Annotated in this window: 19 protein-coding genes and 2 pseudogenes; 12 read left to right on the forward strand and 9 right to left on the reverse strand. The window is 38.2% G+C overall.

Annotated features, from left to right (window positions below; translation table 11 throughout):
• Positions 1–27: 27 nt before the first annotated feature.
• Positions 28–1,905: a response regulator gene (locus C9J12_RS05885; RefSeq protein WP_107241869.1), complete on the forward strand. Its 1,878-nt coding sequence runs from the start codon at positions 28–30 to the stop codon at positions 1,903–1,905.
• 60 nt (positions 1,906–1,965) lie between these two features.
• On the opposite strand, the gene C9J12_RS05890 is transcribed toward C9J12_RS05885, so the two are convergent.
• The 4 genes from C9J12_RS05890 to C9J12_RS05905 all read right to left on the reverse strand — a co-directional run bounded on the left by C9J12_RS05890 (position 1,966) and on the right by C9J12_RS05905 (position 6,832).
• Positions 1,966–3,093, reverse strand: a complete 1,128-nt coding sequence (locus C9J12_RS05890; protein ID WP_107241870.1) for an anhydro-N-acetylmuramic acid kinase — start codon at positions 3,091–3,093, stop codon at positions 1,966–1,968.
• Positions 3,094–3,294: 201 nt separating this feature from the next.
• Positions 3,295–5,160 (reverse strand): maltodextrin glucosidase, encoded by a 1,866-nt coding sequence (gene malZ / locus C9J12_RS05895; protein ID WP_107241871.1) that lies wholly within the window; start codon positions 5,158–5,160, stop codon positions 3,295–3,297.
• A gap of 174 nt (positions 5,161–5,334) precedes the next feature.
• Positions 5,335–5,778 carry a DUF4174 domain-containing protein gene (locus C9J12_RS05900; protein WP_107241872.1) on the reverse strand — a complete coding sequence of 148 codons (444 nt, stop codon included), beginning with the start codon at positions 5,776–5,778 and terminating at the stop codon, positions 5,335–5,337.
• 142 nt (positions 5,779–5,920) lie between these two features.
• Complete coding sequence (locus tag C9J12_RS05905) at positions 5,921–6,832, reverse strand: LysR family transcriptional regulator (protein ID WP_107241873.1); 912 nt, start codon at positions 6,830–6,832, stop codon at positions 5,921–5,923.
• Positions 6,833–7,059: 227 nt separating this feature from the next.
• Between C9J12_RS05905 and C9J12_RS05910 the strand changes: the two genes are divergently transcribed.
• A complete protein-coding gene (locus tag C9J12_RS05910; protein WP_107241874.1) occupies positions 7,060–8,271 on the forward strand; it encodes a glycine C-acetyltransferase in 1,212 nt (403 codons plus the stop codon).
• Between the two features lie 186 nt (positions 8,272–8,457).
• Positions 8,458–9,489: an L-threonine 3-dehydrogenase gene (tdh, locus tag C9J12_RS05915; protein ID WP_107241875.1), complete on the forward strand. Its 1,032-nt coding sequence runs from the start codon at positions 8,458–8,460 to the stop codon at positions 9,487–9,489.
• Between the two features lie 43 nt (positions 9,490–9,532).
• Here tdh and C9J12_RS05920 read toward each other — a convergent pair whose 3' ends face one another.
• Entirely contained in the window at positions 9,533–10,687 is a 1,155-nt protein-coding gene (locus C9J12_RS05920; RefSeq protein ID WP_107241876.1) for a glycosyltransferase family 4 protein, read from the reverse strand.
• A gap of 196 nt (positions 10,688–10,883) precedes the next feature.
• On the opposite strand from C9J12_RS05920, the gene C9J12_RS05925 reads away from it, so the two are divergent.
• The 6 genes from C9J12_RS05925 to C9J12_RS05950 all read left to right on the forward strand — a co-directional run bounded on the left by C9J12_RS05925 (position 10,884) and on the right by C9J12_RS05950 (position 17,748).
• Positions 10,884–11,837, forward strand: a complete 954-nt coding sequence (locus C9J12_RS05925) for a glycosyltransferase family 2 protein (protein WP_107241877.1) — start codon at positions 10,884–10,886, stop codon at positions 11,835–11,837.
• A 75-nt stretch (positions 11,838–11,912) separates the two neighbouring features.
• Positions 11,913–13,367 carry a lipopolysaccharide biosynthesis protein gene (locus C9J12_RS05930; protein WP_107241878.1) on the forward strand — a complete coding sequence of 485 codons (1,455 nt, stop codon included), beginning with the start codon at positions 11,913–11,915 and terminating at the stop codon, positions 13,365–13,367.
• A gap of 422 nt (positions 13,368–13,789) precedes the next feature.
• Entirely contained in the window at positions 13,790–14,689 is a 900-nt protein-coding gene (locus C9J12_RS05935) for a hypothetical protein (protein WP_227876287.1), read from the forward strand.
• A gap of 186 nt (positions 14,690–14,875) precedes the next feature.
• Positions 14,876–16,471, forward strand: a complete 1,596-nt coding sequence (locus C9J12_RS05940) for an ABC-F family ATPase (protein WP_011218453.1) — start codon at positions 14,876–14,878, stop codon at positions 16,469–16,471.
• 125 nt (positions 16,472–16,596) lie between these two features.
• Positions 16,597–17,049, forward strand: coding sequence for a YaiI/YqxD family protein (locus tag C9J12_RS05945; protein ID WP_107241879.1), 453 nt, complete (start codon positions 16,597–16,599; stop codon positions 17,047–17,049).
• A 333-nt stretch (positions 17,050–17,382) separates the two neighbouring features.
• The gene (locus C9J12_RS05950) at positions 17,383–17,748 is read left to right on the forward strand and encodes a MerR family transcriptional regulator (protein ID WP_107241880.1); all 366 of its coding nucleotides are present in this window, start codon (positions 17,383–17,385) and stop codon (positions 17,746–17,748) included.
• A 97-nt stretch (positions 17,749–17,845) separates the two neighbouring features.
• Here the strand turns inward: C9J12_RS05950 and C9J12_RS05955 are convergent, their stop codons facing one another.
• A complete protein-coding gene (locus tag C9J12_RS05955) occupies positions 17,846–18,817 on the reverse strand; it encodes an aldo/keto reductase (RefSeq protein WP_107241881.1) in 972 nt (323 codons plus the stop codon).
• A gap of 129 nt (positions 18,818–18,946) precedes the next feature.
• Here C9J12_RS05955 and C9J12_RS31595 point away from each other — a divergent pair.
• The 3 genes and pseudogenes from C9J12_RS31595 to C9J12_RS05965 all read left to right on the forward strand — a co-directional run.
• Positions 18,947–19,108: pseudogene (locus tag C9J12_RS31595) on the forward strand (ABC-F family ATPase); the annotation flags it as partial.
• Positions 19,109–19,116: 8 nt separating this feature from the next.
• Positions 19,117–19,269, forward strand: a pseudogene (locus tag C9J12_RS30945) (DUF188 domain-containing protein); the annotation flags it as partial.
• A gap of 176 nt (positions 19,270–19,445) precedes the next feature.
• Positions 19,446–19,697 carry a hypothetical protein gene (locus C9J12_RS05965; protein ID WP_107241882.1) on the forward strand — a complete coding sequence of 84 codons (252 nt, stop codon included), beginning with the start codon at positions 19,446–19,448 and terminating at the stop codon, positions 19,695–19,697.
• A 67-nt stretch (positions 19,698–19,764) separates the two neighbouring features.
• Here C9J12_RS05965 and C9J12_RS05970 read toward each other — a convergent pair whose 3' ends face one another.
• The 3 genes from C9J12_RS05970 to C9J12_RS05980 all read right to left on the reverse strand — a co-directional run bounded on the left by C9J12_RS05970 (position 19,765) and on the right by C9J12_RS05980 (position 22,318).
• A complete protein-coding gene (locus tag C9J12_RS05970) occupies positions 19,765–20,871 on the reverse strand; it encodes a ParB/Srx family N-terminal domain-containing protein (protein WP_107241883.1) in 1,107 nt (368 codons plus the stop codon).
• Between the two features lie 180 nt (positions 20,872–21,051).
• Positions 21,052–21,726, reverse strand: coding sequence for a DUF3334 family protein (locus tag C9J12_RS05975; protein WP_107241884.1), 675 nt, complete (start codon positions 21,724–21,726; stop codon positions 21,052–21,054).
• Positions 21,727–21,958: 232 nt separating this feature from the next.
• A complete protein-coding gene (locus C9J12_RS05980) occupies positions 21,959–22,318 on the reverse strand; it encodes a glutathione S-transferase N-terminal domain-containing protein (RefSeq protein WP_107241885.1) in 360 nt (119 codons plus the stop codon).
• Positions 22,319–22,533: the final 215 nt, after the last annotated feature.

The raw sequence follows: 22,533 nt of genomic DNA on the forward strand, positions 1-22,533 counted from the left end.
GGTATGACGAAAAGGGTTAGACCAATCATGGAATTGGAACGCTTCACTAAAAGTGTTATTTTCAAAAAAATTGCAGTAATTATGGGAGTTGTCATGATGTTGTCATTCATGGCAACGCTGTATATTACTTACACATCGAATACTCATCGAATATCAAAAGACATACAAACTGTGATGAACTCTTCAAGCCAACTTATTATTGATGCAACAATTTTTGACAATACAGAAAAAAGTATAGAACTAAACCGTCTATTTAGTAATTACGAAGAGATCGGCTCTGTTGCTATATATGATCTAAATGGTAATTTAGTACATTTTTATACCAACTATACCATGCATGCAACAACTGACTATCACCTTGATTATAAAGAAGGTATATCAATTTATAAAGGTGATTATAAATTAAGCTACTCGCTAGATTTTAATAACTTGCCAATATTAAAGTATGTCGTTTTTTATTTCTCATCTAATGTTATAAAAGCAATATATACCCAGTTGATACTTCTTCTTTTTCCATTCGTAGTGCTATTAGTATATACATTATATTATATGTACCGAGAAGTAACACTGCCATTAAACCATTTAATTGGTGAACTACCCAAAGTGGGTACTGGTCAGGTTTCGGTTAATTCAGTGAAAAAATTAGAAGGAGAGGTTACTGTATTAGCAAAAGAAATAGACTATGCAGATAAATGTATTTATTTACATGGCCTAAAAATGGAAGCCCTGAATAAGAAACTTGAAGCTCGTACATTAGCATTGAATAAGGCACTTACCATAAAAGGGGACTTTATGGCGAACATGAGCCATGAAATACGTACACCTATGAATGGGGTGTTGGGTTTTATCCAGTGTTTAGAAGCTCAACCATTAGATGATGAAGCAAAACGCCAAGTTAGTTATATTAAAGAGTCTGCACAATCCTTATTAAGTATAATCAATGAAATATTGGATTATTCAAAGCTTGAAAGCGGTAATGTGACGTTGAACTATACCCCCATAGCAATAACAGAATTAGTTAGGTCTAGTTTGATGACCATTAAGTATGAGGCTGAAAAGAAAAGTATCATCCTTGACAATAACATTGATCCGAACTTAGCTTCTCATTATCTTGGTGATGAGTGTCGTATTAAGCAAATATTGACTAACTTGCTGGGTAATGCCGTTAAATTTACAGAGCATGGTAAGGTAACTCTCTCTGTTACATTAATTAATAAAACAAAAAATGGCACATGTATACACTTTACAGTAAAAGATACAGGAATTGGTATTGATTTAGAGAAACAAATAATTATTTTTGATTCTTACACCCAAGCCGATGGTTCGATATCGCGTAAATATGGCGGTACGGGTTTAGGGCTATCTATATCGAATAGTCTATGTAAATTAATGGGCTCGAAGCTCGAGGTAAAGAGCCAGCCATCAGTTGAAACTGAGTTTTATTTTGACGTTCAGTTAGATGAAGTTGCCGTACCGATAGTTGTAAAAAAACGCTCTCCAAATTTCAATTTATCAAATTATGCCAACAAGCATATTTTGGTTGCTGAAGACAGTATGGTGAACCAACAATTAGTTAAAGCACTATTGAAAACATTAGGGCTAACAACTATTTCAATGGTAAGTGATGGTATTCAAGCTATCGATTTTATTAAACAACAAAAAGTTGATTTGGTATTAATGGATTGCCAAATGCCTAATATGGGAGGGCTTGAGGCTACCAAAGCAATTAGAGTACTTAATTTATGTCATCAACCGAGTATAATTGCTTTAACTGCAAATGTGCTTGATGATGAAAAAACGCGCTGTTTAACCGCGGGGATGAATGATTATATTCCTAAGCCGATAGAAAGGGCTAAGTTATTTTCAAGTCTAAAAAATGCGTTTGAAAATGGGTATAAACAATAAATAAGCTCAAGTGGTTAGTTTATTATCTACCATTGTAACTTGAGCTTTTCATCATTGATATTACGATGCTGGGTAGATTGCCCCTAGGCTGGTTAATCCAGAAGCGCCTGTTACTTCTGGTAAATTTCCCGGCTTATTATGATGTGTTCGGTATGCTAGCCACGCGAAAGCCATGGCTTCCATATTATCGCTATCTACTCCTCGTTCTGTTGTCGACATCACTTGCCATTCGGGTAATTGTGCTGCTAAACGCGCCATTAATAATGGATTATGAGCACCACCGCCACAGACTAACAATTCCTGTTTGGTTGATAATTCAGGTTTTTCATTATGTTGATATGAAAGGACATCATTTGCAATGGTGACTGCAGTAAATTCAGCTAGGGTTGCTTGTACATCTTCTGCGGGTATATCTAAACCTGATAATTCTTGTTTTAACCACGGTAAATTAAATAATTCACGACCTGTACTTTTAGGTGCTGGCTGCTTGAAGTAAGGCTCGTCGAGCAGTCTTTCTAACAGTATTTTATTTACAGTGCCTGTTTTAGCCCATTTGGCATTAGCATCATATTGGTCGCCATTATACTGGTGGATCCATGCATCCATTAACATGTTACCTGGGCCAGTATCATAGCCCGTAACAGGTTGATCGGGAGTGAGTATTGTGATGTTAGCAATGCCGCCAATATTGAGGATTACGCGCGTTGTATCAAGAGAACTAAAAAGCTGTTGATGAAAAGCTGGAACGAGTGGTGCGCCTTGCCCACCGAGAGCCATATCTTTTCGACGAAAATCAGCGATGGTTGTAATGTGTGTTTTAGCCGCAATAATATTGGCATCACCGAGTTGCATGGTGAAAGCATATTGTGTTTCTGGTGAGTGAAATACGGTTTGCCCGTGGCTTCCAATCGCAGTAACAGAGTCTGGAGATATACCGGTTTTCTTTAACAATGCGAGCACAGCATCAGCAAATAAATGCCCGAGTCGGTGATCGAGCTCTCCAACTGCTTGCAAATTGGTGGATTGACCAAGGCAAATGTCAAGTAATGCCTGTTTAAGGTCTTCACCCATAGGAAAAGAGTTTTCACCCATCAAGCGGATACTGTTTTCTTCAATTTCAACCAAAACGGTATCAACACCATCCATACTTGTACCAGACATAATGCCGATATAACGCTCAATTGCCATAAGAACCTCTAGTGTGTGCTGTCCATAGATAAATGGTATTACAGTCATAATGTAAACGGAAAAAGTAATCGAGGGAATGATTGTTAGCGTAAATTATTGATGCAAATTGTTAGCGCAAAGAAGGGGACAGTTTTCCTTGACCATTACAGTATAGGAAAAGGTTAAGTGGATAGAAAATCACACTTAACCTCTATGTGTGTTTTATTCGCTGGCTGTCAGTAATATTCCTTCTTTACCTGCCAATGTGATTGAAACGCTTCCTTCGCTAATATGCCATTCATCATCAGTTAACAGGTCGCGTAAAGAACCTGACTCAATGCCTAATTGCCAAACAGGTAAATGCAACGTTTTAGCTGATTCACTGTTATTAATAAGGCAAATAACATGCTCTGTTTCTGTCGTTCTAGCAAAGGCAAAATGTTGGTTCTCAGCCAATAACCACTGAACACTGCCAGATTGAAGGGCGGTTGATGATTTTCTGACAGCAATGAGTTGCTGCAAATAACTGAATGTTTGTGGTTTTTGTTCTTGCTCTGTTCTTTCCCACGGGAAACAACGACGGTTATCTGGATCTTGGCCGCCTTGTAATTCAACTTCTGTACCGTAGTAAACACACGGTGTGCCGACATAAGCAAAAAGCATCATTAATGCTAGGTGCATCGTTTCTGTGTTGTTATCCACCATGGTTAAAAAACGCATTGTATCGTGGCTATCTAGCTGGTTAAGCTGAGAGAGCTGATTCAACCACGGTAATTTCGTACGCGCTTCGTTTAGCCATTCTACTAATTCTTCAGCATCAATTTGACATGCGTGATAGGCAATGTCTTTTTGAGCGAAAAAAGCACGAAGAGGGTGAGCAAAACCGTAATAGTTCATCGCACCGTCTTCTTGATCACCTTGAAGCCAGTTAGACGCTTCAAAGAAATGTTCGCCTAATACATAACAATCAGGGTTGACCGACTTGGCGGCATTGCGGAAGGATTTAACAAAATGAGCATTATTATGTGCGCCTTTGCCTTCACCTAGCATATGGATAACATCGAAACGCCATGCATCTATATTATAGGGCGGTTTTAGCCAGTGTTTGATTACAGCGTCGTCACCTGCATAGATATAATCCTGTACTTCAGGATTAGAAAAATTCAGTTTAGGTAGCGTTGATATACCATTCCAGCCAACGTATTCGTTACTGTTATCGGCAAATTGATAATACTGACGGTAAGTAGAGTTAGGATGATCGTATGCGCCCACAGCTTGGTCTGCGGTATTACGTTGATACATATCGAACCAAGGGTGATCGACTGAAGTATGGTTATACACGGCATCTAGCATAATCTTCATATTACGTTGATGCAGATCTGCCACCATGTTGGCAAATTGCTCATTCGTGCCTAAATGAGGATCGATATTGAGGTAATCCGTTGTATCGTATTTATGATTACTGGGCGCGGTAAATATCGGATTTAAATAGAGTGCGGTTACACCTAATTCTTGTAAGTAATCAATCTTATTATGAATACCTTGTAAGTCGCCTCCGAAGAATTCGCTTGGTCCACTCGAATCATGGTTTGATGCTGATTCACCCCATGCTTTTGCTATTGTCGGTTTTTCTGTGCCACGTAAACAGTATTCATTAGATTGAACACTGATTGATGGGTTTGCATTTGAAAAACGGTCGGGGAAAACTTGATAGAAAATCTGTTCTTTAACCCAAGCTGGCGGTTGATGCTGGTTATTGAATTTGAAGTGCTTTTCTTTACCCGGTACTCGTGGTGACACACCACAACCGTGTAGCCACCATTGACGACTGTTTTGCATCACTTTAAAGGTATAAAAAGTGGTGTCTTTATCTGAATTGATCGGTAATTTCCCATGCCAGTATTGCAGGCGACCTTGGGTTCTACCGCGTTCCATATCAATTAATAGTTCTTCATTATCGGGTTCACATCGAATGAAGATGGCTGATATCAGTGTATCAACATCACTGACCATCGTTACGTTAAGCGTGTTGTCTGTAGGAGTAAGCCAGGCGCTATCCTGTCCATGGTAAAGAAATGGCGTTTTCATTGTAATTATCTCTGCCTGAAACTGAATTGGAAATGTCTGTACGTGCTTGGGTATAGTTCCAATCTACCGCTTTTTGACGAGAAATAAATCCACCTTGGTTCAAAAATGGAAGGAGTAGACGTTAGGCGTAGAAAACACGTGTAACAATTCATTTGGATCAGAGGAATCTGATGATTAGATTTGGCAGCGGCTTGCTTGATGGCGCATCTCTTCTTTTCTTAACGGCATACGGTCAACAATTTCGGTGAGTTGTAACCAATTTGTTTTTTCATTCCAGCGGTGTTTTTCTAAGCCATCCTTACCGACAAGAATGCCAGTATGATGTTCTTTAGGAATGTTATATTTTTGCTGAAGGTGGTTAATTTCTTCTGGACTAAAAAAACCATAAGGTTGGTTAAAACCGTCGTTGGTAATAATCACGGTCTTTATATCTCGTTCTTGCAGTACACACTCATTCATTAGTACTTGTTTCATAAATTCTTGTACGTGTTGATCTTTCTCTGGTGCAAAGTACAAGATGCTTCGATGATTCCAATGCATAGAATCCATCGGGTAGGCGACGCAATTATTTATTCCCACAAACAGAACGAGAGATAACAAATATATGAATAGTTTCATCAGCGTGCACCTAAGTTCTATAACCTAGTACGAACTAGCAACGTAATAGAGTGTAATTCCCTTCTGATTATAGGTGAAAACACTCAATAACGGCGGAACGGGTTGCTTTTCGTATCTGAACCGCTTCTGAAACAAGGACAACCTATTGTGCAAGGTGTTCAGTAACGTAGTCGATAAATGCCCGTAATCTTGCAGGCATGAATTTGGTCTGAGCAAACTGTAAAGCAATATCTCCTTGATAGTTTCCTTTCATTGTCCAGTCTTTTAATACCTCTTTCACTGAACCATTTTCTAACGCTTGCTTAATCACAAAATCTGGAAAGATACCTATACCTAATCCATCTATTACGCCCTTTAAGCGCATTTGAGAATGATTAACGGCGTAACGACCTGTCACGCTCACGCTTTGAAATTCGTCATCTTTAATGAAGTCCCAAATGTGATCGGTAGTGGTTTCACCAAGATAAATACAATCATGCTGACGTAAGTCTGTGGGTATTTGGGGTTCTCCGCGTAGCGCCAAGTATTCAGGGCTTGCGCACAATGTTAGGTTTACTTTACCAATTTTCTTATTCACTAAAGCTTCTGATGGGTGCTCTGTTAAGCGAAAAACGATATCAATGCCTTCAGATAAAATGTCGATCTCACCGTCTGAGGCTTTAAGTTTTAGTTGAATATCAGGGTACTGAGTCAGAAAAGGGGTAACTAAAGGTTGTAATACTATACTTAGGAAAGCTTTTGGCGCTGCAACGGTTAATGTACCTGATGGGATCGTATGTTCTGAACTTGCAATTTCAACGGCCTGTTTTGCGGCATTCGTCATAACTTTGCATTGTTCATAAATTTTAGTACCAGACTCACTGATCATTAACTTACGTGTTGTGCGCTCTAAAAGTTTCACTGAAAGGGCCTTTTCAAGGCGAGAAATTTGCTTACTGAGAGCCGATGGGGTAACACCTAACTTCTTTGCTGCCGCGGTATAACTGCCTTCATCAACAACAATAATAAAGACGGCAAGGTCGGGCATTACGGCGATCAATTTGTTCGTATCCACAGATTTGTGCCTCAGGTTCAATAATCATTTTCCATATAAGGGGATAATAGTTGTAATGCACTTGAATTAGAATGATTAAAGTTAATCGAAGAGTTAATTGCACGATTTTTAGCTAATCATCACAGTGATGAATGTTAAGCACCCTTAGCGAGTTTGTAAGGTATTCGTTGGGTAAGTATTTCACTGGTTAGCCATTTCCCCAAAATATAATAAATGTGAGGAACACTATGTCTGCTGCATTCTACGAACAAATTAACCAGCAAATTGAAGAGGTTAAAGCTGGTGGCTTGTACAAGTCTGAACGTATTATTACGTCAGCTCAAAAAGCGGCTGTTTCTATTCTTAACAAAGAAGGTGTTGATACAGGCGAAGAAGTGCTGAACTTCTGTGCTAACAACTACCTTGGCTTAGCTAACCACCCAGAATTAATTGAAGCTGCGAAAGCAGGTATGGATGCACATGGTTTTGGCATGGCATCGGTACGTTTCATTTGTGGTACACAAGATTCTCACAAAGAACTAGAACAAAAACTATCAACGTTCCTAGGTACTGAAGATACGATTCTTTATACCTCTTGCTTTGATGCGAACGCGGGTTTGTTTGAAACATTATTAGGCCCAGAAGATGCAATCATTTCTGATGCGCTAAACCACGCATCTATTATTGATGGCGTACGTTTATGTAAAGCTAAGCGTTTCCGTTATGCAAATAACAACATGGAAGAACTTGAGCAGCAATTAATTGCCGCGAAAGAAGCGGGTATTCGCCATACATTAATCGTTACTGATGGTGTGTTCTCTATGGACGGCGTAGTCGCTAACCTTCCTGCTATTTGTGACCTTGCTGATAAGTACGGCGCGCTTGTGATGATTGATGATTCACACGCAGTTGGCTTCATGGGTGACAATGGTCGTGGTACACATGAGCACCACAATGTAATTGATCGTGTTGATATCATCACGGGTACATTGGGTAAAGCTATGGGTGGCGCTTCAGGCGGTTACACGGCTGGTAAGAAAGAAGTGATTGACTGGTTACGTCAACGTTCGCGTCCGTACCTATTTTCTAACTCTGTGGCACCTGCAATTGTTTCTGCTTCTATCCGTGTTCTTGATTTATTGGCTGAAAGTGGCGATTTACGCACGCGCCTATGGGAAAATTCTGCACATTTCCGTACGCGTATGACAGAAGCTGGTTTCACAATGTCAGGTGCTGACCATGCGATCATTCCAATCATGTTGGGTGATGCGAAAGTGGCTGCGGAATTTGCAGAACGCGCACTAGAAAAAGGTATCTACGTTGTAGGTTTCTCTTTCCCTGTGGTACCACAAGGCCAAGCGCGTATTCGTACGCAAATGTCTGCGGCGCATTCGCCAGAGCAACTTGACCGTGCTATCGATGTATTCATCGAAGTTGGTAAAGATATGGGCATTATTTAATAGCCTAATTATGAATAAGTGTCACGAGGTTCTCGGATCTCGTGAACATATTCGTTGATAATTCAGTTTTCCAAAAACGTACTTCTGGTTTGCTCAGAGGTAACAGTATCCTCGTATAATGCTGAGTAGGGTATTAAGGCTAAGTGTCTTCCCTTTAAACAGCATTCAGATGTAAGCGAATAAAAAATGAAAATTAAAGCGCTGTCAAAACTAAAGCCTGAAGAAGGCATCTGGATGAATGAAGTAGACAAGCCTGAAATGGGCCATAACGATCTACTTATTCGTATTAAGAAAACAGCTATTTGTGGTACAGATGTACATATCTACAACTGGGATGAATGGTCACAAAAGACGATTCCAGTTCCAATGGTTGTAGGTCATGAATATGTTGGTGAAGTTGTTGGTATTGGCCAAGAAGTTCGTGGTTTTACAATTGGTGATCGTGTATCTGGCGAAGGTCACATTACATGCGGTCATTGCCGTAATTGTCGTGGTGGTCGTACACACCTTTGTCGTAATACGACAGGTGTTGGTGTTAACCGTGATGGCGCATTTGCTGAATTTTTGGTTATTCCTGCATTCAATGCGTTTAAGATCCCTGAAGGCATCTCTGACGATCTAGCATCGATCTTCGACCCGTTTGGCAATGCTGTTCATACTGCATTATCATTCGATCTTGTTGGTGAAGATGTGCTAATTACAGGTGCTGGCCCTATTGGTATTATGGCTGCTGCTGTAGCAAAACACGTTGGTGCACGCCATGTTGTGATTACCGATGTGAACGAATACCGTCTAGATCTTGCTCGTGAGATGGGCGTGACTCGCGCTGTTAACGTAGCAAATGAAAAACTTGAAGATGTAATGTCTGAACTTGGCATGACAGAAGGTTTTGATGTTGGTCTAGAAATGTCTGGCGTACCATCAGCATTCAACGGCATGCTAGCTAACATGAACCACGGCGGTAAAGTGGCGTTGCTGGGTATTCCACCATCAGATATGGCAGTAGATTGGACTCAAGTTATCTTTAAAGGTTTGGTTATTAAAGGTATCTACGGTCGTGAAATGTTTGAAACGTGGTACAAGATGGCAAGCTTGATTCAATCAGGCTTAGATCTAACACCAATTATCACGCATCATTACAAGATTGATGATTTCCAAAAAGGCTTCGACATGATGCGTTCAGGCATGTCAGGTAAAGTTATTCTCGATTGGGAATAATCAGCAGTCATACCTAAATGAAAAGCGAGCTTAGTGCTCGCTTTTACTGTTTTACGGTATGCGTTTCTATCCAATTTGATAGTACCTTTGCCTGTTTTAATGCATCAAAATTTAGTACTACATTTTTCCGCGCTGAAATCCCCATTTCTTTTCTTCGCTCTATTGGCAATGTTACAAATGTCTTAATCGCATCAGTTAACTCGAGTGCGTTTTTTTGCTCAACCAAATAGCCTGTATTTGGGGCGACAATTTCTTTACAGCCCATAATGTTTGATGTGATAACGGGTATACCGACAGCCATGGCTTCTTTTAAGACGACTGGGCCTGTATCTACACATCCTGAATGTGAGAAACAAAACGGTGCTACCAAGCAATCATAGAAAGGTAAATTTTCTTGGATCCAGCTTGGTTGTTTTGAGCCTAAAAATCGCACATAAGGGGCTAAACCAAGTTGAGCAACTTGTTCTTTTAATGGTTTTAATAACTCACCAGTACCAATAATATCTAAAGTCATAGGATAGTGCCCACATAAGGGTTTCAACGCATCAAGTAAATACTTAACACCTTTTTGTTCAACTAACCGCCCAATAAAAATGAGCTTGATTGTCTCTTGATCTTGTTTTGTATGGGGCTTAAAGAGTTGGGTTTTTACACCACAGTGAAGTAATTTAATATTGCCGTCAGCGGTCTTGTTAAAATCATTGCGCATATCATTACAAACAGCAACGACGAAATCGCTGTGTTTAATTTTTAAATCAAGATCAAAAGGGAACTCATAAACATCATGACCATGAGCAACAAAAGAACATGAAATACCCATCAATTTGGCTGAAGCAATACCGTGAGAGCAAGTATGTTGAGCAAAATGTGCGTGAATATGCTGAACATTGTGCTTTGCCATTTGTGATGCCATTTTAAAGCTATGCCAAAATAAAGATAATTTAGGCATAGATTGTTGTGAGTAGATAAATTTCAAGCAATCAATGACTCTACGAGGTTTTAATTTTTTTAAAAGATTGAAATTAAAAAAATCGCCGATTTTATAAATGGTATAGTTAAAAGCATCATCAGTTTTATTTTTTTCAAATGTCATCACACACACGTCATGCCCACATGCGTTTATTGCATCCACTTCAGTACGAATAAATGTTTCACTCAATACCGGAAAGGTTGGAGTGATAAAAGCCACTTTTTTCATATTATTCTTCTCTAATCACATTCAGTATTATCATTGAATAGCAATTATTGTGCCTATGAATAAAAAGCAAAACTTGAGTAAGATGATTGCATTATGCAAAAAACATAAAATATTGCATGTCTTTACGCCTATGTTATTGAATGTAATAACGGCATGAATCCTGCTTTATTAGAAATATAATAAAAAGGAGTCAGTAATGTGCCGAATTACTGTTGTTATACCAACTTATAATTGTTTGAACTATTTACCAAAAGCAATTGAAAGTGTTTTAAAACAAGACCATGAAAATATAGAGTTAATAGTCGTAAACGATAATAGTGATGATGGTACAGCTGAGTATCTTGAACGACTAGTTAGTCGTGATACCAGAATAACAGTGATAACAACGAAAGGCGTTGGTGTATCTAGCGCTAGAAATTTAGGTATTAATAAATCCAGTGGAGAATACATTGCTTTTCTTGATTCAGATGACAGTTGGCATGATGGAAAGCTGCAAGCTCAGCTTTCCATGCATCAGTTAAATCCTGAATTGGGTATGAGTTTTACTAATTATGATCACTTGACTGAGAGTAATCAGAAGTTAGTCGATTGTTTTAGCTATTGGAATCAATTTCAAGATTGTAATGAGCAAGCTAAAATTTTGGATGATCCTTTAAATATCATTTTTTCAAATAATCTGATTGGTACATCGACAGTTATGATAAAAAATTCAGTATTTAAAAAAATAGGGCTGTTTGATACTGAGTTAAAATATGCAGAAGATTGGCAACTTTGGTTGAAAGTGTGTGAGTGTTTTGATGTGGCAGTAATACCTGAAATATATGTGAGTTACTTAATAAGGGATGGTTCAATAACACAAGCTGATGAGAACAAGTTAAACAATCTTGAATCAATTGAAAATATTATTTCACGTTGTAAAGAACGGAACTCGTTAATAACATCAAAATCAATTTCGAAAGCTGAAGCTCGATTAAGTGAAGAATATGCAGATTATTACAGGGCTAAAGGCAACAAGGTTAAAACGTTGATCTTTGGTTTTCGCTCGCTTTTCTTCGAACCCAAACATCGCAGAGTAGTCAATTTTTTAGCCAAGGTAAAAAAAGAATGGAAACCAATAAAAATAAAACCTTCTACAAGTGAAGATATTTGAATTATAAATATAAAATGCATCATTAATAAAGATATAACAGTTATTTGTATCTCTAATTAAGTAATAAGGTGTTTCATGAGCGCAATTAAACAGTCTTTGTATTATGGAGTCGGAATTGTGATGATGAAAGGGGTATCATTGTTAATGATGCCTTATGTCACAGGGCACTTACCTACGAAGGAGTATGGTTCACTTGAAGTGTTAATATTACTGGCTGATATTGGTACCATTTTGGTTGGTTTCGGCTTAATCGATGCAATGTATCGATATGTTGGCTCTAGTGAAGGAAAAAAACGGCAATTATTGATTGCTAATTGCTTCTCGCTTAGCCTCATTGCAGCAGTAATGGGTGGTGTGATTGTTTGGTTAATCATGCCATGGTTACTTTTGTATATTCCAGCAAAAGTTGAAGTGTACCAAGTGGTATTAATCGCGATACCAACACTATTAGATGGATTAATTGCTATCCCTCTTACTTTAATGCGCATGCAGTCATTGGCTAAGTGGTTTTGTATTTTTAATGTTATTAAAGCTATCGTTCAGGCTTTACTTATCGTCATTATGTTAGAGCATGGACTTGGAATCGATGGGGTGTTAATTGCAAGTACGGCATCAAGCATATTAATGCTTGTTTTTTTACTAAAATTCCAATGGCAGCAAATGGGACGATTAGGTTATTTAGGCTATTCATTGCCATTGCTTAAATTTGGAGGTCCCATTGTTATTAGTGGTATCGGTATGTTTGCCGTTACAGGGCTTGATAAATGGATTCTTGCCGATAAAGTAAACGTTGAAGCATTAGCTGTATACGCAATCAGCGCTAAGTTTGCACTAATATTAAGTTTATTAATGCAACCATTTTGTTTGTGGTGGTTTCCAAATAGAATTAAAATATTACAACAAGATAATGGCACACAACAATGCGCTGAAAAGGCTATTCTTGGTTGTAATTTGATTGTTTTCCTTGCCTTTTCAATGCTTCTTACCGTACCAAGTTTTATTTACTTGTGTTTACCAAGTGATTATTATCTGGCAGCTAAGCTGTCGGTTGCTCTTATTTTAGTGAGTGCAATAAAAAATCTAAGTGAATTGATGAACCTTGGGTGTTTCAGCGGTGAATCAAGTCAGAAGCAAATGTGGATACAATGTTTGTGTGCAGTAATAGCGGTAGTGGGTTATTACTTTCTAATTCCACTTTATGGGGTATGGGCTGCGGTTGCTGTGTTAGGTAGTGTTTATAGTATGCGTTTAGTGTTGTTTTACTGTGTTAGTCAGTCATTAGAGCCATTACCTTATAAACATGCTTATTGGATAAAAACCTTGTGTATCTGCAGCATGGCATATCTATTTCATAGTGTTATATCAACGATGTTTTCGACTTGGATGGTGTTTATCTCTGGTGGTGTTATTAGTATCTTTACCATCATACTTTTAGTGTATTTAAATACATTTCCTAATTTACGCTCACAGTTAACGGGAAAATTTACTTCTTTGAATTTTCGATATATTACTAATTTTCGCAAAGTGTAAGGATGTATTAAAGAAATAATTCATTCTTTACGCACTCCATTTTGTCTATAAATCAACCTTGTCATTGCATTTATTCTTTTTCATTTCAGTCGTCAATTCCATGTCTCATAATTGAGAATATAGCTGTAATATTTACGAAATATAGTAATGATTTATTAAAAACAGGACACTTATCAGATAAATAAGACTGAGATAGACAAGTCTGACATAACTAACCGATAGCACTAACATACCCTACAATAATTAGACAATGCATTGCAGAGTCAACATTTATTAAGTGATTATGCTTAATATTTTGTCTTTGTAGATACATGGCGATATTTAATATTGCTTTGTGACTCTGTGATGAACTGTGTTTTCTTGACAATGGGTAACGAATTGACTCATTGATCTATACGAAAATGTTCTTGGAGTAAATCGCAATGAATATCAAGAATTTAATGGCTATTGTTATCGCGATCTGCCTCGGTATCTCATTCAATGTTTTTGCAAAAAGCTATGAAAGCAATGAACGATATAGTGGAAATGATTATTACAGCGATGATTATCGTGATTATAAACAACGTTATGACGATGATAGTTATTATGAGGATAGCTACAGCTACAGCTCTGATAATTATTATAACTATGAATATAGTGATGATGAAGATAGCTATAACAATGATGACTATTACGGTCATGAGTATTACGATAACGGTAAGTACAGAAAGAACAAAAAAACAGCTAGACACCTTATTTATAATTTAATTGGCACAGGCGACATGTTCATTAGAAATGTCCCCGATATTGATGGGGATGGTAATAAAGATGAAGCATTTTGTTTTAAACTTCAACTGGTTAATGCAAAAAATCAAAAACAAATAGGGACGGCGATAGATTGCTTATCTAACATTGAGGCTAAAAGTGATGATGAGGGCGGTGGAATTAGGTTAGTTGGTACCACTTTTTTTAAGACACCACATGGTAAGTTAGTTACTCGAGGCGAAACGACGGTTCAAGAAGCACTACATGACATAGTGACACCTAACGGCGTTAAGATGACGCATATTACTGGTGCATCAAGTAAAAATAATTCAGTTCTTCGTGGTACTGGACGCTTTAAAAATAGTAAAGGTACTGTGCGGTTATCGGGTATGGTAAATATGACAGACTTTACTGGTAGTGAAGGAAGCCCTATTACTTTTGATTGCCTGTTTGTGATTGACCTTAAATCATCTGATTACTATTCCAACGATGACTATAGCGACGATGGTTACAGCGATGAAGATGACACTGACTATTCAGATAGTGATTATTCAGATGACTATTCGTCTACCTATTAAGCGGTTTATCGGCGTTAAGTTTCGGTTGCATGCCTATACAGGTAACTTGTTCATATTATGAATGTTATTAATGGTGATGTGGCTCACGAAACCTGATATACTACGCCGCAATTAAAATTGAAAAGGCTGGCAGATGATGTCGGCTTTTTTAATGCTTTATACATAAACTATTTATGGAACAGTACTTTGATTTCTACAGCTAACATTACAATGCAATTTGGCGATAAGCCATTGTTTGAAAACATTTCAGTTAAATTCGGCGGTGGTAACCGTTACGGTCTTATCGGTGCGAATGGCTGTGGTAAGTCAACCTTCATGAAAATCCTTGGCGGCGAATTAGAGCAGTCAGGCGGTACTGTTTCATTAGACCCAAACGAGCGTATGGCTAAGTTGGGTCAGGATCAGTTTGCTTTTGAAGAATTTTCTGTTGTAGATACCGTTATTATGGGTCACAAAGAGCTTTGGAAAGTAAAAGAAGAGCGCGATCACATTTATTCTTTACCTGAAATGTCAGATGAAGATGGTATGCGTGTTGGCGATCTAGAAACAGAATTTGCTGAAATGGACGGTTACTCTGCTGAAGCGCGTGCAGGTGAATTACTGTTAGGTCTTGGTATTCCTGAATCGCAACACTTTGGCTTAATGAGCGAAGTTGCTCCGGGTCTTAAAGTACGTGTACTTCTTGCTCAGGTTCTTTTCGCTGATCCAGAAATTATGCTTCTTGACGAACCAACGAACAACTTGGACATTCATACAATTAGCTGGTTGGAAGAGATTTTGTTGGCGCGTAACTGCACAATGATCATTATCTCGCACGATCGCCACTTCTTGAACAGTATTTGTACCCACATGGCTGACTTGGATTACGGTGAACTTCGCCTATTCCCTGGTAATTATGATGAGTACATGTCAGCGGCAGAGCAGTCTCGTGAACAGCTACATGCTGATAACGCGAAGAAGAAAGCACAGATGGCTGAACTACAAACGTTCGTAAGCCGTTTCTCTGCTAACGCATCTAAAGCAAAGCAAGCAACGTCACGTCAAAAGCAGCTTGATAAGATTCAATTGAGTGAAGTGAAGGCATCTAGCCGTCAATCGCCATTTATTCGTTTTGATCAAGAAAAGCCTCTTTTCCGTAACGCCTTAGAAGTTGAAGGTCTAAAGCAAGGTTACGGCGAGAACATTCTAATCAATGGCGTTAAGCTAATGGTAGAAGTTGGCGAGCGTATCGCGATTATCGGTCAGAATGGTGTTGGTAAATCGACATTACTGAACACGCTTGCTGGTGCAATGGAACCAATGGAAGGTATGGTTAAGTGGTCTGAAAACCACAATATCGGCTTCTATGCTCAGGATCATAGTTCAGATTTTGCTGAAGATTTGAACCTTATTGATTGGATGGGTCAGTGGAAAAAAGAAGGTGACGACGAACAAGTTGTTCGTGGCATTCTTGGTCGTATGCTTTTCTCTCAAAATGACATCAAGAAATCTGTAAAAGTAATTTCTGGTGGTGAGCAAGGTCGTATGCTGTTTGGTAAGCTAATTATGCAAAAGCCAAACATTCTTCTAATGGATGAACCAACCAACCACATGGATATGGAATCTATTGAAGCATTGAACCTTGCACTTGAAAACTTCAAAGGTACATTAATGTTTGTATCTCACGACCGTCAGTTTGTATCTTCAGTTGCAACACGCATCATTGAAATTACAGAAAGCGGCCTTGAAGATTTCCACGGTACTTACGAAGAGTACCTAGCTAAGCAAGGTCTTACAGGTTAATTTAACCGCTTGCTTGAGTTACAAATAAAGTAAACAATTATAAAAGCCGCCATTTTTAATGGTGGCTTTTCTGTATTCAGCGTTATCATACTCAGTATTGAGTCAGTTAAAAAGATAGGAATAATATGCAGATCTGGGTTGATGCAGATGCGTGTCCGAACGTCATTAAAGAAATTTTATTTCGTGTTGCCAATAGGGTAGGCATAATGGTGACATTAGTTGCCAATCACCATATACGGGTACCACCGTCACCACATATTCGCTCAACACAAGTGCTAGCTGGCTTCGATGTTGCCGACGATCATATTGTTCAACAGGCTGAATCTGGTGACTTGGTGATTACTGCTGATATTCCATTAGCTGATGAATTGATCACCAATGGGGTTCATGCTCTAAATCCGCGTGGTGAGCTATATACTAAAGATACCATCAAGCAGCGCTTGCAGATGCGAGACTTCATGGAAACAATGCGTAGCTCTGGTGTTCAAACAGGTGGACCACCGCCATTGAACCAAGCAGATAGACAAAATTTTGCGAATAAGCTCGATACTTTTTTGGTCAAGAATTTTAAAAAATAAAATTTTACTGACGTTTTATCATTCATACACTGATAAGCAGTGTATGAATTTGCAATATATATTCCCAATGTCCTGTGTAGCCACTGTCATTCTCACATCATGGCTGTTAATGCCCCGATAAATTTATTTCCGATAATGTAAATTGTGTCTTATTCGTTGTACCTGGAATACCGTGTTGTACCTCGCATTAACGTCTACAGTATAGATTCAAGCTATTGAAAATAAATATTTTTTACTGGAAGATACATCTATTGGTAAATGTGGGTAGATTGGATATATTTCTATTATAAATAGATCCTACGACAAATCTGCCCGATTTTAGGAAATAATACGATGAGAATTCAGCAAGCCGCGACAGTGAGTGGATTAAGCTGCCACACGCTGCGGTTCTATGAGAAAAGTGGCTTAATATATCCTATTTCTAGAGATACTGCTGGGCATCGATTTTATCGAGAACACGATATTCGTTGGCTTCATTTTGTGCAGTGTTTAAAAAGTACAGGAATGCCCCTTAAAGATATCCAACAGTATGCTGCTAAAGTTGGTGATACAGAACATCAAGCAGAGCTTCTAGTCAAAATATTACGACAGCATAAGCTACGTTTGGAAAAAAAAGTGATAGAAACTCAATCATTCTTGTCTGACATTGAATGGAAGATCAATCATTATCAAGAGATTATTACAGAGCATCAGTCATAATAGGGCATAGGATTTGAGTTAATGAAGCCCCAACGCATAGTACGTTAGGACTAATAATGTTTGAGCGTCCCCCTGTGTCAGAATAGTGGGTTCTTGACTATACAGGCACAGCTTGTTGTACATCAATAAAGCTATTGATAGCGGTGTACTCTTTTGTTGATAAATTTACATCGGTAGCCCCGAATAGGCCCTCAAGTTGAGTTATATTTCGCGCTCCAACAATAGATCCTGTGGTAGCGGGGTTCCCCAGTGTCCATGCGATACTGAGGTGAGCCACAGAGCAGCCTTTTTCTTCGGCCATTGCTTTTAGAAAATCTACGAGTTCTAAATGTTGACTAAAAGCGGGATCTTTATAGGCATTGCATTTATGACGCCAGTCTCTTCTATCTAATTGTGCAAATCGTGCTTTATTCATAGCACCACTTAACAAACCCCAACCCATGGTTGAGTGATTAATAATGCCAACATTATGCTGTTGACACCATGGTTGAACTTTCTTTTCTATCCCACGATTAATTAACGAGTAAGGAGGTTGGTTAGATGTAATCTCGGCGATTGCATGTACGTGTTCAAGCTGTGTATCTGAAAAATTAGAGACGCCAATATGTCGCACTTTACCTTGCTGTTTTAATTCTGCTAGTGTGCGCCAAGCTTCCTCATTCTCGTCATTAGAAAGGGGCCTATGGATCTGATATAGGTCAATAATATCTACATTCAATCTGCTAAGGCTAGCGTCTATCTCGGCGGTTATTGAGGCTTTATCTAATCTAAGGTTAAGTTCAGATTCACCTGCAGCCCAAGTAAAACCACATTTTGTAAAAATAAATGGCTTGTAGTGTGTTTGTTTCAATGCTTTACCGATAACATTTTCTGCGTTACCTAAACCGTAAGCAGGAGCCGTATCTATCCAGTTTATGCCCGACTCTAGTGCGGCGTGAATGGTCTTAATTGAATCCTTTTCAGACTGTTTCCCCCATCCCCAGTCACCAATATCACCACCAATAGCCCAGCTACCTAAACCCAAACGAGAGATGTTCATATCTGAGTTGCCTAGTAGTCTTTTATCCATAGTGAATTTACCTTAAAAGTTAACGTCGAATTAATTGCTAAATCACAATTATGGTTCGGCTTAGAGTATGCTCTAAGTCAATGGATTAATTACGAAAACGTGAATTGGGTCGGAGAGTTACATTCGGTATCAATATTACTGAACACGCTTGCTGGTGCAATGGAACCATTGGAAGGTATGGTTAAGTGGAAAAAAGAAGGTGACGACGAACAAGTTGTTCCTGGCGAGCAAGGTCGCATGCTGCTTGGTAAGCTAATTATGCAAAAGCCAAACATTCTTCTAATTGATGAACTAATCACATGGAAACAATGCGTAGTTCTGGTGTTCAAACTGGTGGGCCACCGCTATTAAGTCAGGCAGATCGACAAAATTTTGCCAATAAGCTTGATACCTTTTTGGTTAAGAACTTTAAAAAAGAAAGTTTTACCTGCGCTTTATTATTCATACACTGATAAGCAGTGTATGAATCTGTAATATATATTCCCAATGTCTTGTGTAGCCACTGTCATTCTCACATCATAGCTGTTAACGCCTCGATCTAATTGTAAATCTTATGTTGCGTTAATGGGCGGTGTAATCTGCTACGTTTGAATTACTCTTATGGTAGCGAACGTAACGGTTTTTCATCATGACACAAGATTTAAGCGGGGATATAATGGTTAATGTAATGGCACTCGATCAGAAAGGCACTGACGGTTTATCTGAGATTTTCGATATTGATAACCTTCCAGAGCACCTTGAAATGGTTTACTTACATAATGCTCAGTTACGAGAATCATTTTTTTATTCGACAATTAAAGGGCACTCTTTGCAACAAGCTTTAGAGCAAGCGATTATTCACTTAGCTGCTTTAAGTGATAAAAAAGAGCCTTGTTCTTAAGGTAAGGCTCAGTTCTAAAATATTTATTTTTATAGTGACAGTAGTGTCTATTCTTCCATTCTGTGCTTTATTCAACTTTTACTTTATCTGTTTCATTGATTGAATTGGGCTTGTCTTTTTTCTTTGATTCTTTTTTCTTCGACCCTTTTTTATTGCTGGCATCATCTTCTTTATTATTATTTTCATCTTCAATATTTTTTGGTGTCGCCTTCTCTTTCTTGGCAAGGCGATAAGCCATCGCATAATGCCAAGTTGATTTCTCATTCGTTAGTAAATTTTCTAACGCTTTAGTATCAATACTACTTTTCTGACCCATTTCTTTAGCTATTTTTTCTGATTTCCCTATTACAGTGTCACTTTCTAGATCTGTGATAATCGTTGCAGCTTCCGTTAGTGCCGTAGCGTATTCATCAAGATTGTTAAGATTGTAATCACCGATGTCCATTTTCTCTCGTAATACGCGAGACCAATTTAATTTCACGTAAGGCACTTTGTTCTCATCGGGCATGTCATAGGCGATACCATCTAGAAAATAGGCGAGAGAAAAGTACTTGTCGTGCTTTAATTGTTTAGAACCAATATATTGAGGTAAGGCACTTGGTTTGATCTTTTCCCCTTTATTGTTGTATAGCCAAACTTCGTGATCATTCAGTAACTCCGGCCAAAAATCATCACCAGAACCCAATAGGTTGTATTCAACTTTTAATGTTATTGGCACACTAGTACCGCCGTTAGGCATATCCCAGAAGGTAGAGAGAATATTATGGTGATCGATAAGAAAGAGTTCGCCATCCTTGGGGCCAATAATTACTGCGGGGAGGGCATCAATATTTTCCCCTTGTTTTGCCTGACAACTGTATGTACTTATATCGGTAGGGTTCGAATCTTTATCCCACTTTTTGATACCCTTAGCACCGTTAACACGGCAGAGGTCATTGTACATTTTCTTTAAGTCTTCAGCATAGCGACCAAGATTATAATATTCCTCATCCAAGCTTATGACTGCTTGGGTTGGTAGCAATTGGTCTAAATTGACGTTAATGACGTCACCACGTTTAAGCTCAGCATAGTTAGTTTTTTCGGCTAGGGCTGGTAAAGCGACGAAAGTGGATAATAAAATAATGAAGGGGATGTATTGTTTGTACAATGCGTAAGCTTTAGTCTGAATAGCCATGGCGCCGACCTATAACATGTAACTGAAGATGCTTTTTAGTCTAGCAAAGAGAAAAATATTAGCAGTTACAATTCATAGGATTAATGTGAAAAGAAAAGCACCATGGTTTTCTATTTATGAGTAGATATAAACCCTAACTCATAGTGCCTTTCGTAATTGATACTTTAGTATTAGTGGATGTTAAATACCAAGCTCATCGAGTAAATCTTGTTCAGTCGTTTGATTTACAAGCGTTAAATTACTTTCGTTTTGTTTTTTTGTATTTTCGATGATAACGTCAGGGTCGATATCTTGATGTTGTTCAAACTCTTCAAGTTGAATGAATTCAGTTTTATCCATTGCGAGTTCTAAATAAAAGATGTTATTTTTTTCTGTTGTAAAGCTAACGCGACGTGCTTGTGGGCGGTCAAGGTTAGTATCGACAGAAAGAATAATTTGTTTATTTAAAGCTAACATTTTAGGTTGATTCTGCGTAATTGATATTTGCAATTCACGACGAATCTTACTTGTAAAGTCACCAACGGTTTGATTCATCAGTTCGCCCAGTACATCAGCTACTTCGTCAGAAGTATGATGAATCGCAAGATCTTCACGAGGAATCCCCATTTTCAACATATACGCTTGATAAATTTCAAGTGCAGCTTGTTGGGTAAAGTTACTTACAACGAGACCGGTGAAACCACCATCAAATAGTACAAAACACCCGATATCAGGTTTTAAACTTGTTTTATTAATCTTTTGTACCATAGCAGAGTAGTTGATTTGGCTATCTGTTGCGGTAGATAAAACACTTGAAATAGATTGGCAAAGCTTAAGTAGAATATCGTCAGTCGTTATAATTTTATTTTTTTTCATTCTTTGTCCCGTATTGGCAAAAAGCCAGTGTTGATACCGCGTTTAGTGCAAGTAATTATACCCAAGTTACCTCAAGCTGCTCGCTGAGATCACTATGAATCCTGCATCTTGAAGTGACTTGGGTATAAACAGTGTCTCACTATTATTTCAAGAGTGCACAAAGATTAAGTGAACGAATTGATTTAGTTCACTTAATCTCATTAGATGTTATTAATAATGCTCAAAATTACCACTAAGCAAAGCGTTGCTCTAAATAGCCAATAATATCATTTGATTCATATAGCCATTCGATGCTGCCATTTTCTTGTTCAATGCGTAAGCAAGGTACTTTTCGTGCACCTCCATCGTTGATCAGTTCTTGCTCCCAAGGTGCAACTTTTGCGTTTCGTGTCTCTAACGGTAAATTTAAACGTTTGGCAGAGCGGCGAACCTTTACACAAAATGGGCATGCATCAAATTGATAGAGTTTTAATTTTTCAACATCTTGATTAACGCGATTTTGTTCAGAATTATCACGTTTTTGTGCGCGTGGAGAGAAGATGAAATTCAGTAAAAGGATGATACGTCCTAAGACCCAACGGACTATTTTCATTACAGCTGTTCCTATTTAATAATGATGAGCAGTGTCAATATTACAACGTTTTAACATGATTTAAAATACAGGAAACAAAAGCCTTTTTAGGCGTGATTTTTTATTTGAGTTAAAACTATTCATTAAGATTATTCCCTGTGTGAATATGTGAGAATTTTCATGATTAGTGCGTTTTTATTGAAAAAGGATGAAATGATATCTAGATGCATTCCTGT

The sequence above is a fragment of the Photobacterium frigidiphilum genome (assembly GCF_003025615.1).
Lineage (GTDB): Bacteria > Pseudomonadota > Gammaproteobacteria > Enterobacterales > Vibrionaceae > Photobacterium > Photobacterium frigidiphilum.